Source organism: Brevundimonas sp., assembly GCF_052436175.1.
GTDB lineage: Bacteria > Pseudomonadota > Alphaproteobacteria > Caulobacterales > Caulobacteraceae > Brevundimonas.
This window is the reverse complement of sequence record NZ_JBQVNM010000032.1, coordinates 16,161-31,152: the sequence shown is the minus strand read 5'-3', so window position 1 is coordinate 31,152 and position 14,992 is coordinate 16,161. Positions and strand designations below refer to the sequence as shown.

Genomic DNA, 14,992 nt, shown 5'->3' with positions numbered 1-14,992 from the left:
CCCCAGAGCTTCCGGCGCCCACGACGCCGATCATGGCCACCACCATGAGGCCGCGCACGACCACAAGCCGGGCTTCTTCACCCGCTGGTTCCTGTCCACCAACCACAAGGACATCGGCACCCTCTACCTGCTGTTCGCCATCAGGGCGGGCATCGTGGGCGGCGCCCTGTCCGGCCTGATCCGCTGGGAACTGGCCGAGCCGGGCATCCAGATCTTCAAGGAAGGCTCGCTGGTCAGCCTGTTCGGCCTCGTCGAGCAGACCAAGCACGGCTACAACGTCGTCGTCACCGGCCACGCCCTGATCATGATCTTCTTCATGGTCATGCCCGCCATGATCGGCGGGTTCGGCAACTGGTTCGTGCCGATCATGATCGGGGCGCCGGACATGGCCTTCCCGCGCATGAACAACGTGTCGTTCTGGCTGCTGGTCGCGGCCTGGGTGCTGCTGATCCTGTCGCTGTTCGTCGACGGCGGACCGGGGAAGGGCTTCGGCGGCGGCTGGACCATCTATCCGCCGCTCTCGACCAAGGGCCACACCGGCCCGGCGATGGACCTGGCGATCTTCTCGCTGCACATCGCCGGCGCCTCGTCGATCCTGGGCGCCATCAACTTCATCACCACCATCTTCAACATGCGCGCGCCCGGCATGACCCTGCACCGGATGCCGCTGTTCGCCTGGTCGGTGCTGATCACGGCCTTCCTGCTGCTGCTGAGCCTGCCCGTTCTGGCCGGGGCCATCACCATGCTGCTGGCCGACCGCAACTTCGGCACCAGCTTCTTCGACCCGGCCGGCGGCGGCGACCCCGTCATGTTCCAGCATCTGTTCTGGTTCTTCGGCCACCCCGAGGTCTACATCCTGATCCTGCCCGGCTTCGGCATCATCTCGCACATCGTCTCGACCTTCTCGAAGAAGCCGGTCTTCGGTTATCTGGCCATGGCCTACGCCATGGTGGCCATCGGCTTCGTCGGCTTCGTCGTGTGGGCCCACCACATGTACACGGTCGGCATGAACGTGAACCTGCGCGCCTATTTCGTGGCCGCGACCATGATCATCGCCGTGCCCACGGGCGTGAAGATCTTCAGCTGGATCGCGACCATGTGGGGCGGCTCGATCAGCTTCAAGACGCCAATGCTCTGGGCCATCGGCTTCATCTTCCTGTTCACGGTCGGCGGCGTGACCGGCGTGGTCCTGTCCAACGCCGGCATCGACTACAGCCTGCACGACACCTACTACGTCGTGGCCCACTTCCACTACGTCCTGTCGCTGGGCGCCGTCTTCGCCATCTTCGCCGGCTTCTACTACTGGTTCGAGAAGATGTTCGGGGTGAAGTACAACGAGTTCCTGGGCTGCCTGCACTTCTGGATCATGTTCGTCGGCGTGAACCTGATCTTCTTCCCGCAGCACTTCCTGGGCCTGCAGGGCATGCCGCGTCGCTACATCGACTATCCGGACGCCTATGAGCTGTGGAACCACGTCTCGTCGGTCGGCTATGTGATCACCATCGTCGGGGTCGGGGTCTTCCTCATCATGCTGCTGGAAGCCGCCATCCGTCGCCGTCCGGGCGTGGCCAATCCGTGGGGCGAAGGCGCCACGACCCTGGAGTGGACCCTGTCCTCGCCGCCGCCGCATCACCAGTTCAACGAACTGCCGGTGGTCAAGGACGACGATCACCACTGATTGCAATCCCATGATAGAGGGGGCCGTCCTTCCGCGATCGGAAGGGCGGCCCTCGCCATTTTGAACCCATGACCGCCAAGCCCGCCTCCCTTGTCACCACCGCCCAGCCGGAAGACTATTTCCAGCTGCTCAAGCCGCGCGTCATGTCGCTGGTGGTGTTCACGGGCGCGACGGGGCTGGTCGTGGCGCCTGGGTCGATCAATCCCTTCGTCGCCGCCATCGCCATCCTGTGCATCGCCGTCGGCGCAGGCGCTGCGGGCGCCTTCAACATGGCGCTGGAGGGCGAGACCGACGCCCTGATGCGGCGCACCCGGGGTCGGCCCGTGGCGGCAGGCCGCGTGCCCAAGGGCGACGCCATGGCCTTCGGGGCCGTGCTGAGCCTGTTCTCGGTGATGCTGCTGGGGATGAACGCCAACTGGCTGGCGGCAGGCCTGCTGGCCCTGACCATCGTCTACTACGCCGTCTTCTACACCCTGATGCTCAAGCGCAGGACGCCCCAGAACATCGTCATCGGCGGCGCGGCCGGGGCCCTGCCTCCGGTGATCGGCTGGGCGGCGGCGACGGGGTCAGCGCCCTGGCAGGCCTGGCTGCTGTTCGCGATCATCTTCCTGTGGACCCCGCCGCATAGCTGGGCCCTGGCCCTCTATTCGGCCGGCGACTACGCCAAGGCGGGCATCCCGATGATGCCGGTGGCGAGGGGCGCGAAGTCCACCCGGCGGCAGATCCTGATCTATTCCCTGATCTTCGTGCCCGTGGCGATCGCTCCGGCCCTGACGGGCATGGGCGGCTGGGTCTATCTGGCGGTTTCGGTGCTCGGCGGCCTGGGCTTCCTCGGCCTGGCCCTGCGCCTCTATCGCTCCCGCGCCGGAGACCCCGTGGGCGATGAGGGGCCGGACAAGGCGGACACCGTGGGGCGAGAGGCCGCATTGTATGACGTGAAGGCCGAGGCCAAACCGGCCCGCAATCTTTTCGCCTTTTCCATCCTCTATCTGATGGCTCTGTTCGCGGCCCTGCTGGTCGAGCATCTGACCGGCATGACGGCGCTACGTTTCTAGTTCCGGGACTTCCCAATGGACTCGACCATGACCCCCGACCGCTCGCGCTTCATCCGCCTGACCCCGACTGAACTGGCGGCGCGGAAGCGACGCAACCTCTTCATCGCCCTGGCCCTGGTGGCCTTCATGGTGCTGCTGTTCACCACCACCTTCCTGCGCATGCTGCACAATCAGGAGGCGGGGCGTCAGGCGCGCGCCGCCGCCGCCGCCGCCTCGGCGCCGCAGAGCCCGGTTCTGGAAAACCCGGCGCCCCAACCGGCGCCCGCCCCGGCGGGGGGTTGAGGCCATGAAGCGCCAGAACCTCATCGCCCTGGCCTGCGCCGGCGGGGTCGTCTTCATGACCGGCGCCGCCTTCGCCGCCGTGCCCCTCTATCAGCTCTTCTGCCAGGTCACCGGCTTCGACGGCACGGTGAGAAAGGCAGACAAGGCGCCCGACACCGTCCTCGATTCGACGGTCCTGGTTCGCTTCGACACCAATGTGCGCGACCTGCCCATGGTGTTCCGCGCCGAGCAGGTCAGCCAGCGTGTCCGCATCGGCGAGACCGGCATGGCCTGGTTCGACGTCACCAACACCTCCGACCGCCCGATCAAGGCGCGCGCCGGCTATAATGTCGTGCCCGAATACACCGGACCCTACTTCCAGAAGCTGCAGTGCTTCTGCTTCGACGAGCAGATCATCGAGCCGGGCGCGACGCGGAAATTCCCGGTCCAGTATTTCGTGGCCCCCGAACTGGCGACCGACGCCGAGGCGAAGGGCGCGACCGAGATCACCCTCAGCTACACCTTCTACCCGGCCAGGGACGGCGCGCCGGACGGGACGAAGGACCCGGGTCGCGCCGCCGGACGTGAGTCTGGCCGCACCTGATTTCCGCCGCTTTTCAAGCTCCCCCCGCTCGACCTGAGCGGAAAATGGGCTATAGCCCATCCAAAGCATCTCTCGACCGTTGCAAGAGACCCTGATGGCCGACAATCACGCCGCCCCGAAACACGACTACCATCTGGTCGATCCCAGTCCCTGGCCCCTGTTCTGCTCGGCCGCCTCGGTCGTCATGATGGTCGGCGCCGTCGCCTGGATGAAGGGCGTGTTCGGTCTGCCCGCCGGAACCCACTGGCTGTTCTTCCTCGGCCTGTTCCTGACGGTCCTCGGCATGGGCCTGTGGTGGGCCGACGTGGTCAAGGAGGCCAACAAGGGCGACCACACGCCCGTCGTCGCCATCGGCCTGCGTTACGGCATGGTCCTGTTCATCGCTTCGGAGATCATGTTCTTCGCGGCCTTCTTCTGGATGTTCTTCGACATGGCGCTGTTCGATCAGGCGCGTCAGAAAATCCCCGAGATCGGCGCCTGGACCGATACGGCCGCCGCCTGGTCGACCTGGCCGCCCAAGGGCGTCGAAACCCTCAGCGCCTGGCACCTGCCTCTGCTGAACACCGTGACCCTGCTGCTGTCCGGCTGCACCGTCACCTGGTCGCACCACGCCCTGCAACAGGGCGACCGCAAGGCCGCCCAACAGGGCCTGATCCTGACGATCCTGCTCGGCGTCTTCTTCACCTGCATCCAGGCCTACGAGTATTTCGAGATCCTCCACGAGAACCTCTTCTTCAACGAGGCGGCCGCCAACTCGGGCCTCTACGGGTCGATCTTCTTCATGGCCACGGGCTTCCACGGCTTCCACGTCCTGATCGGCACCATCTTCCTGGCGGTCTGCCTGATCCGCCTGATGAACGGCGCCTTCACGCCCAAGCAGCACTTCGGCTTCGAGGCCGCCGCCTGGTACTGGCACTTCGTGGACGTGGTCTGGCTGTTCCTGTTCGCCTTCGTCTATGTGGCCTTCGGCTGATCCCGGCCTGCGCCGGATGACGAATGACGCCTGAATCCACATCTGCGCCGGCCCGGATCGACCCGATCCGGGCCGGTCTGCTTTGCCGGTGCCCGCATTGCGGGGCGGGGCGCCTGTTCGATGGCTTCCTGAAGGTCCAGCCTGCCTGTCCGGCCTGCGGCTACGATCTGGCCTCGATCCAGACCGGCGACGGCGCCGCGACCTTCATCATGCAGATCTCCGGCTTTCTGGTGGGATTTTCGGCCCTGTTTGTCGAGATCGCCCGTCATCCGCCCCTGTGGCTGCATATGATCGTCTGGCCGCCGCTGGTCGTCGCCCTGGCGCTGGGTCTGATGCGGCCGGGCAAGGGGCTGATGATCGCCCTGCACTATCGCAGCCGCACGGAGGGCCGCAGGCCGTGAAGCGCTTTCCGTGGATCCTGACCCTGTTCGTCGTCCCGGCCCTGGCCCTGCTGATCGCCCTCGGCGTCTGGCAGGTGCAGAGGCTGGCCTGGAAGGAAGGGCTGATCTCGGCGGCCGAGGACGCCGCAGGCCGCCCGCCCGCGCCCCTGGCCGAGGTTCTGACGGCGCCCAATCCCGAGTTCCGCCGGGCTCTGGTCGTCTGCCCCGGTCTGGCCACCGCCCCCTATGTCGAGCTTCAGTCGATTCAGAACGGCGTGGGCGGGTCGCGGCTGATCTCGATCTGTCGCGCGCCGGACCAGACGCAGGTCTTCCTGATTGATCGGGGCTTCGTGCCCGACACCGTGTCGGCGCGCCCGCGCGTGGCGGCTTCGACCCTGCCGCTGTCGCTTCTGGTCGAGTTGAGGCGGACGCCCGAGCCGAGCATGATGTCGCCGCCCCCTTCCGAAGGCCGCTTCTACGCCCGCGACAGCGCCGCCATCGCCCGCGCCCTGCGCGCCGATACGCCCTCGGAGTTCACCTTGTTCGCTCTCGCTTCGACCAATCCGGAGCTGGGGGCGCTGCAGGCCTCCGCGCCCCCGGCCGCCTTCTCCAACAACCACCTCGGCTATGCCCTGACCTGGTTCGGACTGGCGATCGCCCTGAGCGGTTTCTATATCGCCATGCTCCGCCGCCGGATGATCCGGCCCACAGCGCCCGACGCGGCGCCCAAGGACCGCGTCCCCTGACCAGACTGCACACTCTCTCCAACGGCGTCCGCGTCGTCTGCGATCCGATGCCGGGCCTGCGCACCCTGGCGGTGACCATCGCCGTGCGCGGCGGGGCGCGATGGGAGAACGAGGCCCAGTCGGGCTGGTCCCATCTGCTCGAACACTTGGTGTTCAAGGGCGCCGGCGAGATGGGCGCGCGCGACATCGTCGAACGGATCGAGGCGGAGGGCGGGTCGATCAATGCGGCCACGGGCTATGAGCGGACCAGTTTCGACATCCGGGGGCTGGACGGCTCCCTGCCCCTGGCCATGCAGGTGCTGTCCGATCTGGTGTTCCGGCCGACCCTCGACCCGACCGACATCGAACGGGAAAAGGATGTTGTGGCCCAGGAGATCGCCGAAGCCTTCGACACCCCCGACGACCACGTCTTCGAAATGGCCCAGACGCGCGCCTTCGCCGGCCAGCCCCTGGGACGGCCGATCCTCGGCTCGGTCGACAGCCTGAAGCCGGTGACGCGCGAGGCCATCTCCGACTGGCGCGCCCGCCTCTATGCGCCCGATCGGATGGTGGTTTCGGTGTCCGGCGCGGTGGATGAGGATGAGCTGCTGGCCCTGTCCGAACGCTGGTTCGGTCAGGAGGCGGGGGCGCCGGCCGAGCCCCCGGCCGACGCCCGCTTCACCGGCGGCCATGCGAAACTGGCGCGTCGGATCGAACAGGCCAATCTGGTGTTCGAACTGCCGGGCGTGTCGGCCACGGACCCCGACTTTGCGGCCCTGCGGCTGTTCACCGAAATCCTCGGCGGGGGCATGGCGTCGCGCCTGTTCCAGAGCGCGCGCGAGGAGCGCGGCCTGGCCTACGCCGTCGATGCCTGGCACGAGGCGCATGAGGACGCGGGTGTCCTGGGGATCTATGCCGGGGCCGCCGCGGACCGCTCTGTCGAACTGGCCGAGGTGGCGGCGGATCAGACCGTCGCCCTGGCCTCCGAGGGTCCTACCGAGGCCGAGCTGTCGCGGGCCCGCGCCGTGCTGAAGGCCGGGCTGTGGATGTCGGACGAAAGCCCGGCCAGCCGCTCTGGCCGGATGGCGGCCCAGACCCTGATCCACGGCGCGCCGGTCTCGACAGAAGCCAGCGTCGCCCGGCTGGACGCCACGACGGCCGCCGACCTGAAGCGCGCCGCCGCCCGGGTTCTGGACCCCGGGCTCGCCGCCACGGCGGTGCTGGGGCCGCGCGCCGCGGCGCCGGCGGGCGTCGCATTCGCCAATCGGCTGTCGGCGGGTTAGGCTGGGCCGTCATGGCCCTGCTGGACTGGATGATCGATGCGGCCGGCCCCGTGATCCGGGGCGAAGGCGTCGTGCTGCGTCCGCCGCGCTCGAGCGACTATCAGGCCTGGGCCGATCTGAGAGAGACGTCGCGCGACTATCTCCAGCCGTGGGAGCCGGCCTGGCCCGACGACGACTTGACCCGCGCCGCCTTTCGCCGCCGCCTGACCGTCTATGCGCGGGAGATGGAGCTGGGCAACGCCTGGCCCTTCTTCATCTTCGACGCCACGGGCCGCACCCTGGTCGGGGCCGTGACCCTGTCCAACATTCGCCGCGGCGTGGCCGAGACGGGGACTCTCGGCTACTGGATCGGCCAGCCCTTCGCCGGGCGCGGCCATGGCACGGCGGCGGTGCGCGCCGTCGCGAGCCATGCCCTGGGCGCCCTGAAGCTGCACCGGCTGGAGGCCTCCTGCCTGCCGGTCAACGCCGCCTCACGCCGCGTCCTTGAAAAATCGGGCTTCCGTCTGGAGGGCCAGGCCAAGGCTTATCTGAAAATTAACGGTGAATGGGCAGATCATCTGCTGTTCGGCCTGTTGTCTGAGGACCTCGGCCGTCGCTCCGATTCACGAGGATATCCGACGGTTTGACCCCCACGCGATCCCGAAGTCTGGCCTGGGACGCGACGACGGCGATCGAGGCGCTGGCCGCCGCTGAATCCGCCCTGTGGGTGTGGACGCCGGCCGAGGACTCGCTGCGTCTGACCGGGGCGACGCGGGCTCTGGGTCTGGGGCCCCTGGCGCCCGAATGTTCGGCCGCCGCCTTCGTCGCCGTCACCCTGCCCCAGGATCGCGCCCTGGCCGAAAGCCTGCTGACCCCCCGCGCCGAGGGGTCCGAGGTCGTGCTGCGTCTGCGCATGCGGGGGTCCGAGACCTGCCTTTGGCGCGGTGTCTGGCTGGAGGACGGCCTGCGCGCCGCCGGGATCGTGGCCCTGGAGACCCGGCTGTCGGGCTCCGAGAAGGACGTCCTGACCGGACTTCTGGATCGGCGCGGGTTTCTGGCGCGGACGGGCGAAATCCTGACTGCGCCCGGCGACTATGAGCTGGTCGTGGCCGATGTCGATCGTCTACGCCGTCTGAACGAGGCTCTGGGTCACGAACGGGCCGATCTGGTGCTCTCGGCCCTGGGGTCACGTCTGTCCGCCGCCTTCCCGCCCGCCGAAGCCCCCGCGCGCATCGGCGAGGACGAGTTCGCCGTCCTGGTTCCCCGTCGTGGGGCGGCCGCCGCCGAGCGGATGCGCGACGCCCTGCAGCAGCCGCTGCGGGTCGCCGGGTTCGACATCTATCCCACCGTCTCCATCGGCTCCGTCGCCTGCGAGGGCGGGCCGGATGCGGCCGACCCGGCCGAGCTCCTGCGCCGGGTCGAGCTGGCCGTCAGTCAGGCCAAGACCGCCGGCCGCAGCGGCCAGGCCGTCTATGGCCGGGCCCTCGAAAGCGACAGCCTTTCGCGACTGGCGCTCGAGGCGGACCTGCGCAACGCCTTCGTGCGTGGCGAGATCGGGCCCTTCTACCAACCCATCGTCAATCTGAACTCCGGCGCCGTGGCAGGCTTCGAGGCCCTGGCCCGCTGGCGTCACCCCAAGCGCGGCCTGGTGCCGCCCGACGAATTCCTCGGCATGACCGAGGAGATGGGGCTGATGCACGAGCTCGGTCTGATGATGATGACCCAGTCGGCGCGCCAGCTGGCCGAATGGCTGCGCAGGCATCCGCGCGCCGGGCGGCTGTTCTGCAGCGTCAACCTGTCGGTCGGCGAGATCGAACGGCCGCATCTGGTCGAGGACGTCGAGCGGATCATCAAGGAGGCCGGCCTGCCGCGCGGCGCGCTGAAGCTCGAGGTCACCGAGGGCGACATCAAGCGCGACACCGAGGCGTCGGCGAAGGTGCTGCGCCAGCTCAAGGCCGTGGGCGCCTCCCTGGCGCTGGACGATTTCGGCACCGGCTTCTCGTCCCTGTCCTATCTGGCGCGCCTGCCGTTCGATACGCTGAAGATCGACCGCTATTTCGTTCTGACCATGGACAAGGACGAGGGCTCGGCCAAGATCGTCAAGTCGGTCGTCAACCTGGGCCGCGATCTGGCGCTGGAGGTGGTGGCCGAGGGGGTCGAGAACGCCCATCTGGCCGGGCTGCTGCTGGCCGACCAGTGCCACTATGGCCAGGGCTTCGGCTACGCCCCCGCCCTGCCGCCGCAGGAGGCCGAGGTCTATCTGAACGAATCCCTCGCCGACGGTACGGCGCCGATCAAGCAGCGGTCGGCGTAGAGGCCTGCGGGTTCTTGACAAACCTTGCCATCGCGCTCAGCCTTCTGTGCATGGCCACGATGAACATTTCCCTCCCCGATCAGATGAAGTCCTGGGTCGAGGCCCAGAGCACCGACGGCCGCTACAGCAACTCGAGCGACTATGTCCGCGACCTGATCCGCCGCGAGCAGGTGAGGGCGGAGAAGATCGCCCAGATGCAAAAACTGATCGACGAGGGCAGGGCGAGCGGGATCAGCAACCGTTCGATGGCGGATATTCGCGCCGAAGCGCTGTCGCGGATCGCTGCGCGTGAAGCCGCAACTTGAGCAGATTTCGTACGACCGATCAGGCGGACGAGGATCTGATCGCCATCTATATTCAGGGGTATGATCAGTTCGGACCAGAGCAGGCGGAGCGTTATCAGGACGGGCTCGAAGCCGCCTTCCAAAGGCTCGCTGACTATCCTGGGCTGACGCGACTCCGCACAGAGTTCAACCCGCCGGTGCGGGCGTTTTCTTACATGAGCCACGTGATCTTCTATGAAGAGGAGCCTGGCGGCGTTGTCATTTTACGTTTGCGACACGGGCACGAAGACTGGCAGGGCCACCTTGGCGACCGCCTGGAAGAACGAGGCGAGCCATGACCCATTCCATCTACGCCGGCATCGGCGGCTGGACCTATGAGCCCTGGCGCGGGGTCTTCTATCCCGAGGGGCTGACGCAGAAGCGGGAGCTGGAGTTCGCCTCGCGCGCCCTGACCTCGATCGAGATCAACGGCACCTACTATTCCGGGTTCAAGATCGACACCTGGATGAAGTGGCGCGACGAGACGCCCGAGGACTTCGTCTTTTCGGTCAAGGCCAGCCGCTTCTGCACCAACCGCAAGGTGCTGGCCGAGGCGGGCGAGAGCGTGGGCCGATTCCTCGATCAGGGGCTGACGGCCCTGGGGCCCAAGCTGGGGCCGATCAACTGGCAGTTCATGGCCACCAAGAAATTCGACCCGGTTGACTTCGAAGGCTTCCTGAAACTGTTGCCGGCCGAGAAGGACGGGGTGCGCCTGCGCCACGCCCTGGAGGTGCGCAGCCCAACGTTCGAGACCCAGGCCTTCTATGATCTGGCGGCGAAATACGGCGCGGCCATCGTCTATGCCGTGGACGACGAGTCGCCGACCTGGCCGCGCATCGACCAGCCGACGGCCGACTTCACCTACGCCCGGCTGATGTCGAGCCGCGAGGACGAACCGACGGGGATGACCTCGGCCGAGCTGGACGCCGTCGCGGATCAGACGAAGGTCTGGGCGAAGCGCGGCGACGTCTTCGCCTACTTCATCTCGGGCGCGAAGGTGCGCAATCCGGCGGCGGCCCAGGCCTTGATCGAGAAGTTGAAATAGCCCCGGCGACTTGCGGCCAGGCTGTCGCCGCCACATCTGAACGAGGTCGCCGCATCCCAAGGACATCGCCATGCCCATCGCCGCCCGTGCCTTCGCCGCCACGGATTCGTCCTCGCCGTTGGCGCCCTACAGCTTCACCCGGCGCGATCCCCTGCCGGACGATGTGGCGATCGACATCCATTTCGCGGGCATCTGTCACTCGGACCTGCACATCGTGAAGAACGATCTGGGCAACAGCGTCTATCCGCTGGTGCCGGGCCACGAGATCGCGGGGCTGGTGACGGCGGTGGGCGAGAACGTCACCCGCTTCAAGGTCGGCGACCGGGTCGGGGTCGGCTGCATGGTCGACAGCTGCCGCACCTGCGCCCCCTGCCGGGCCGGCAACGAGCAGTATTGCGTGCCCGGTTTCACCGGCACCTATGGCGCGCCCGACAAACATGCGGACAAGTCGGGCGAGCCGATCACCCAGGGCGGCTATGCCGACAAGATCGTCGTGGATCAGGCCTTCGTGGTCACCATCCCGGATTCCATCCCGCTGGACGCCGCCGCCCCCCTGCTGTGTGCGGGCATCACCACCTATTCGCCGCTGAAGCACTGGAACATCAAGCCGGGGTCGAAGGTGGCCGTGATCGGTCTGGGCGGCCTCGGCCACATGGCCGTCAAACAGGCGGCCGCGATGGGGGCGGAGGTCACCGTCCTGTCGACCTCGGACCGCAAGAAGGCCGACGCCGAGCGGATGGGCGCCAGGCACTTCCTCATCAACTCCGACAAGGCGGCGATGAAGGCGGCGGCCGAAAGCTTCGACCTGATCATCAACACCGTCTCGGCGACGCACGAGATCGCCGGCCATTTGCAGCTGCTGGCCCACGACGGGACCATGGTCATGCTGGGGCTGACGACCGAGGCCCTGCCGGTCTTCGCCATGCCCCTGCTGTGGCGCAGGCGCTCGGTCGCCGGTTCCCTGATCGGCGGCATTCGCGAGACCCAGGAGATGCTGGACTTCTGCGCCGAGCACGGCATCGCTTCCGACATCGAGGTGATCGCCCCCGACCAGATCAACGAGGCCTATGCGCGTCTGGAGAAGTCCGACGTGCGCTATCGGTTCGTCATCGACGTCTCGAAGTTGGATAAAGCTGCGTAACAGCGGGTGTTCGCGCGCAGATTGTCGGGTTAGACCTGTGGGGGAAGGCTCCGCACTGAGACGGGGTCCAACAGGGACAAGGAAACAGGCATGGCGCGCGTAGCATTCGTCACCGGCGGCACCCGAGGCATCGGCAGGGCCATCGTCCAGCGGCTCAAGGAAGACGGCATGGCGGTCGCCGCCGGCTATTCCGGCAATGTCGAGGCCGCCGAGGCGACGGCCAAGGAGCTGGGCGTCATGGTGGTCAAGGGCAATGTCGGCTCGTTCGATGACTGCGCCCGCGCGGTCGCTGAGGTCGAGGCGGCGCTGGGCCCCATCGACATCCTGATCAACAACGCCGGCATCACCCGCGACGGCTTCTTCCACAAGATGAGCCATGACCAGTGGTCCGACGTCATCCGCGTCAATATGGACAGCGTCTTCAACATGACGCGCCAGGTCATCAACGGCATGCGCGATCGCGGCCACGGCCGGATCGTCAACATCTCCTCCATCAACGGCCAGAAGGGTCAGGTCGGTCAGGCCAACTATTCCGCCGCCAAGGCCGGGATGATCGGCTTCACCAAGGCCCTGGCGCTGGAGAATGCGAGGAAGGGTGTCACCGTCAACTGCATCGCGCCGGGCTATATCGACACCGAGATGGTCGGCGCCATGGACCAGAAGGTGCTGGACTCCATCATCGCCCAGATCCCGGTCGGCCGCCTGGGCAAGGGCGAGGAGATCGCCGACATGGTGTCCTGGCTGTGCGGCGAGCGTGCCGGATATGTCACAGGCTGCACCCTCAGCCTGAACGGCGGTCAGTATCTGGTCGGTTGACGCCGGTTCGCCCAAAATCCGCCGGGGTGGGATTGCTACCCTGAGACCATGACATCGAGGTTCAGGGTCGAGACGGCGGGGAGGCCGATTTCGCCGACGGCGGCGTTTGTCGTCGCGGCGGGCGTCCTGTCGTGCGGTTTCGCCCTGATCCCCTCGGGCGCCGACGCCTTGGCCCTGTTCCAGGCGCGCAGCAACGCCCAGGCCGAGCAGTCGCGCGGCCTGAACGTGCGGCCGACCCGCACCCTGCCGCCCACGGGCCGCTATGTGTCTGAAAGCGGCGAGGCTTTCGTCTTCGACCGCTCCGGGCCGCGCGCCCTGTTCCGGTTCGAAAGCCGCGCGGAGACCTGGGCCCTGCGCCCGTTTCCGGCGCCGCGGGGGGACATCATCTATCGCAACGACGCCGGGGATCAGATCCTGCGCGTCACGCCCGACGGAGGCATGACCCTGTTCTCGGTGCGCGCGCCCGGCGGCAGTCCGGCCTCGCTGAGCGGATCGGCCTCAGCCCTGGCCGCGCCGGTCATGGGCCCGGTCGCTCTGGCCAATCTGATGATCCAGCGCTCGGCCCTGTTGAGCCGAAGCCTGGGCCGGACCGTGGTGGTCCAACTGGACGGCGAAGAGGACGAGGCCCTGTGCGTCGACGCCCTGCTGGTCACCACCGAGGCTGTGATCCGCATGGCCTCGTCGCCGCCTCTGCGGACGCGACTGGCGACCCTGCGCACCGTCACCATCATCGAGGGGCGCAATCCCGGTGTGACCTTCCAGCGCGGCGATCTCAGGGTCACCGTGCGTCCCGGGCGCGGGCTTTCGGGCCGGCCGTCCTCGGCCGTGATCATCCGGGCCGTCGCCAGCGACTGATCCGGCTCAGCCCTTGAAGCCGTCCTTGGCGGCGCGACGGGCGGCGAAGTCGGCGGCGTCGGCGGCCCGCAGGAAGGGATTGAACCGCTTCTCGATCGACAGGACCGTGGGTTCGGTCGGCTCGTCGCGTTCGCGGCGGGCGAAGATGTCCGCCGCATGGGCCGCCATCTCCGGCCGGTCGTCCAGGCTCAAGGCGAAGCGGGCGTTGGCCGCCGTGTATTCGTGGGCGCCGTAGAGGACAGTGGCGTCCGGCCAGGCGGCGATCTTCTGCAGGCTGTCCCACATCTGCTCCGGCGTTCCCTCGAACAGCCGCCCGCAGCCCAGCGGAAACAGGGTGTCGCCGACGAAGGCGACATCGTCCGCCGCCGACCGGAAGACGACATGGCCCAGGGTGTGGCCGGGGGTATGGGTGACCTCGAAGACGGTCTCGCCGAGCGCCACGCTCTCGCTGTCCGTCACCACGCGGTCCAGAGGCGCCGCGCGACGCACCTCTTCAGGGCCGACGATCTCGCTGCCGGTCGCCGCCTGGATCGCGGCGTTGCCCTGGGTATGGTCCGGGTGCCAGTGGGTGTTCATGATCAGGTCCAGCCGCCCCCAGCCGAGGGTCGCCAACTCGGCCAGAATCCGTTCGCCGTCCGGGGTGTCGACCGCCGCCGTCATGCCCGTGGCCTCGTCACGGATCAGGAAGCCGTAGTTATCGGTCAGGCAGGGGAACAGATGAACGGTGATCGACATGGCGGCTCCAGATGATGTCGGTCCAAGCGACAGGCGGCGACTTCCTCCCTATAGTGACTGACATGAGACGCGGCATCGAGGATCTTCGCGCCTTCTATGGCGAGCCGACCGGCGCCCTGGTGCGTCGGCTGGTGGCGCGTCGGCTGGACGACGCCTGGGGCGAGGCGACGAACTGCGACGTCCTGGGCGTCGGCTATCCCACCCCGTGGCTGGACGCCTTCGTCGGGGCGCGGCGCGTCGTGGCGGCCATGCCGGGCGGTCAGGGGGTGGAGACCTGGCCCTCGGTCGGTCGCAACCGCAGCCTTCTGGTCGACGACGGACGCCTGCCCTTCGCGGCCGGGGCCTTCGACCGCATCCTCTTGATCCATGCGCTGGAGGAGGCCGACGATCCGGCGGTGCTGCTGACCGAGGCCGTCCGCGCCCTCGCGCCGGCCGGGCGGATCATCCTGGCGGCGGCGGCCCGGGGCGGGATGTGGGCGCGGGCCGAGGCGACCCCCTTCGGCCATGGCCGGCCCTTCACGCGCGGCCAGATGGAGCGGCTGGTGCGTCAGGTCGGACTGGAGCCGACGGCCTGGTCCCAGACCCTCTACACCCCGCCCTGGCGACCGTTGATCGGCATGGCGGACGGGATCGAAAGGATCGGCGGCCTGATCGCGCCGGGCGCGGCCGGGGTCATCCTGCTGGAGGCCTCGCGCCAGGCCTATGCCCGCATTCGCCCATCCGGCTCGGCCCAGCGCGTGCGCGTGCCGGCCGAACTGGCGCCCCAGCCCGTCGGCCGGACCGTCGATCCGGTCCTTCGAAACGGCGATCCCGCCTGATCGGCTC

18 protein-coding genes are annotated in these 14,992 nt (G+C 67.9%); 17 read left to right on the top strand and 1 reads right to left on the bottom strand.

Translation table 11 applies throughout. From position 1 onward, the window contains the following. From ctaD to ACT6QK_RS08945, 16 genes are all read left to right on the top strand, one after another. Nucleotides 1–1,678, top strand: a 1,678-nt coding sequence (gene ctaD / locus ACT6QK_RS09020) for a cytochrome c oxidase subunit I (RefSeq protein ID WP_444597495.1), incomplete at its 5' end; no start/stop codon positions are given. 68 nt (nt 1,679–1,746) lie between these two features. Beyond that, nucleotides 1,747–2,733, top strand: a complete 987-nt coding sequence (cyoE, locus tag ACT6QK_RS09015) for a heme o synthase (RefSeq protein WP_444597494.1) — start codon at nt 1,747–1,749, stop codon at nt 2,731–2,733. A gap of 27 nt (nt 2,734–2,760) precedes the next feature. After that, complete coding sequence (locus ACT6QK_RS09010) at nt 2,761–3,015, top strand: hypothetical protein (RefSeq protein WP_444597493.1); 255 nt, start codon at nt 2,761–2,763, stop codon at nt 3,013–3,015. Nucleotides 3,016–3,019: 4 nt separating this feature from the next. Continuing rightward, nucleotides 3,020–3,598, top strand: a complete 579-nt coding sequence (locus ACT6QK_RS09005; protein ID WP_444597492.1) for a cytochrome c oxidase assembly protein — start codon at nt 3,020–3,022, stop codon at nt 3,596–3,598. Between the two features lie 94 nt (nt 3,599–3,692). Beyond that, on the top strand, nt 3,693–4,571 hold the full coding sequence (locus ACT6QK_RS09000; RefSeq protein ID WP_444597491.1) for a cytochrome c oxidase subunit 3: 879 nt from the start codon (nt 3,693–3,695) through the stop codon (nt 4,569–4,571). A gap of 23 nt (nt 4,572–4,594) precedes the next feature. After that, on the top strand, nt 4,595–4,972 hold the full coding sequence (locus ACT6QK_RS08995) for a DUF983 domain-containing protein (RefSeq protein WP_444597490.1): 378 nt from the start codon (nt 4,595–4,597) through the stop codon (nt 4,970–4,972). Then, nucleotides 4,969–5,697 (top strand): SURF1 family protein, encoded by a 729-nt coding sequence (locus ACT6QK_RS08990; protein WP_444597489.1) that lies wholly within the window; start codon nt 4,969–4,971, stop codon nt 5,695–5,697. Before ACT6QK_RS08995 ends, ACT6QK_RS08990 begins: the two co-directional genes overlap by 4 nt. Nucleotides 5,698–5,744: 47 nt before the next feature. Then, nucleotides 5,745–6,959, top strand: a complete 1,215-nt coding sequence (locus ACT6QK_RS08985) for a M16 family metallopeptidase (protein WP_444597488.1) — start codon at nt 5,745–5,747, stop codon at nt 6,957–6,959. A gap of 11 nt (nt 6,960–6,970) precedes the next feature. After that, a complete protein-coding gene (locus ACT6QK_RS08980; RefSeq protein WP_444597487.1) occupies nt 6,971–7,585 on the top strand; it encodes a GNAT family N-acetyltransferase in 615 nt (204 codons plus the stop codon). Continuing rightward, nucleotides 7,582–9,252, top strand: coding sequence for a putative bifunctional diguanylate cyclase/phosphodiesterase (locus tag ACT6QK_RS08975; protein WP_444597486.1), 1,671 nt, complete (start codon nt 7,582–7,584; stop codon nt 9,250–9,252). The genes ACT6QK_RS08980 and ACT6QK_RS08975 overlap by 4 nt, the downstream gene beginning before the upstream one ends. Before the next feature lie 50 nt (nt 9,253–9,302). After that, nucleotides 9,303–9,557: a type II toxin-antitoxin system ParD family antitoxin gene (locus ACT6QK_RS08970; RefSeq protein WP_444597485.1), complete on the top strand. Its 255-nt coding sequence runs from the start codon at nt 9,303–9,305 to the stop codon at nt 9,555–9,557. Then, entirely contained in the window at nt 9,554–9,874 is a 321-nt protein-coding gene (locus ACT6QK_RS08965) for a type II toxin-antitoxin system RelE/ParE family toxin (protein ID WP_444597484.1), read from the top strand. The genes ACT6QK_RS08970 and ACT6QK_RS08965 overlap by 4 nt, the downstream gene beginning before the upstream one ends. Beyond that, the gene (locus ACT6QK_RS08960; protein WP_444597483.1) at nt 9,871–10,620 is read left to right on the top strand and encodes a DUF72 domain-containing protein; all 750 of its coding nucleotides are present in this window, start codon (nt 9,871–9,873) and stop codon (nt 10,618–10,620) included. Before ACT6QK_RS08965 ends, ACT6QK_RS08960 begins: the two co-directional genes overlap by 4 nt. Nucleotides 10,621–10,690: 70 nt before the next feature. After that, a complete protein-coding gene (locus ACT6QK_RS08955) occupies nt 10,691–11,761 on the top strand; it encodes an NAD(P)-dependent alcohol dehydrogenase (RefSeq protein ID WP_444597482.1) in 1,071 nt (356 codons plus the stop codon). Between the two features lie 90 nt (nt 11,762–11,851). Next, the gene (phbB, locus tag ACT6QK_RS08950) at nt 11,852–12,577 is read left to right on the top strand and encodes an acetoacetyl-CoA reductase (RefSeq protein WP_444597481.1); all 726 of its coding nucleotides are present in this window, start codon (nt 11,852–11,854) and stop codon (nt 12,575–12,577) included. A 48-nt stretch (nt 12,578–12,625) separates the two neighbouring features. Next, nucleotides 12,626–13,432 (top strand): DUF4908 domain-containing protein, encoded by an 807-nt coding sequence (locus ACT6QK_RS08945; protein WP_444597480.1) that lies wholly within the window; start codon nt 12,626–12,628, stop codon nt 13,430–13,432. Between the two features lie 6 nt (nt 13,433–13,438). Here ACT6QK_RS08945 and gloB read toward each other — a convergent pair whose 3' ends face one another. Then, the gene (gene gloB / locus ACT6QK_RS08940) at nt 13,439–14,167 is read right to left on the bottom strand and encodes a hydroxyacylglutathione hydrolase (RefSeq protein ID WP_444597479.1); all 729 of its coding nucleotides are present in this window, start codon (nt 14,165–14,167) and stop codon (nt 13,439–13,441) included. Between the two features lie 62 nt (nt 14,168–14,229). Here gloB and ACT6QK_RS08935 point away from each other — a divergent pair, with 62 nt between their 5' ends. Further along, nucleotides 14,230–14,985 (top strand): methyltransferase domain-containing protein, encoded by a 756-nt coding sequence (locus ACT6QK_RS08935; protein WP_444597478.1) that lies wholly within the window; start codon nt 14,230–14,232, stop codon nt 14,983–14,985. Nucleotides 14,986–14,992: the final 7 nt, after the last annotated feature.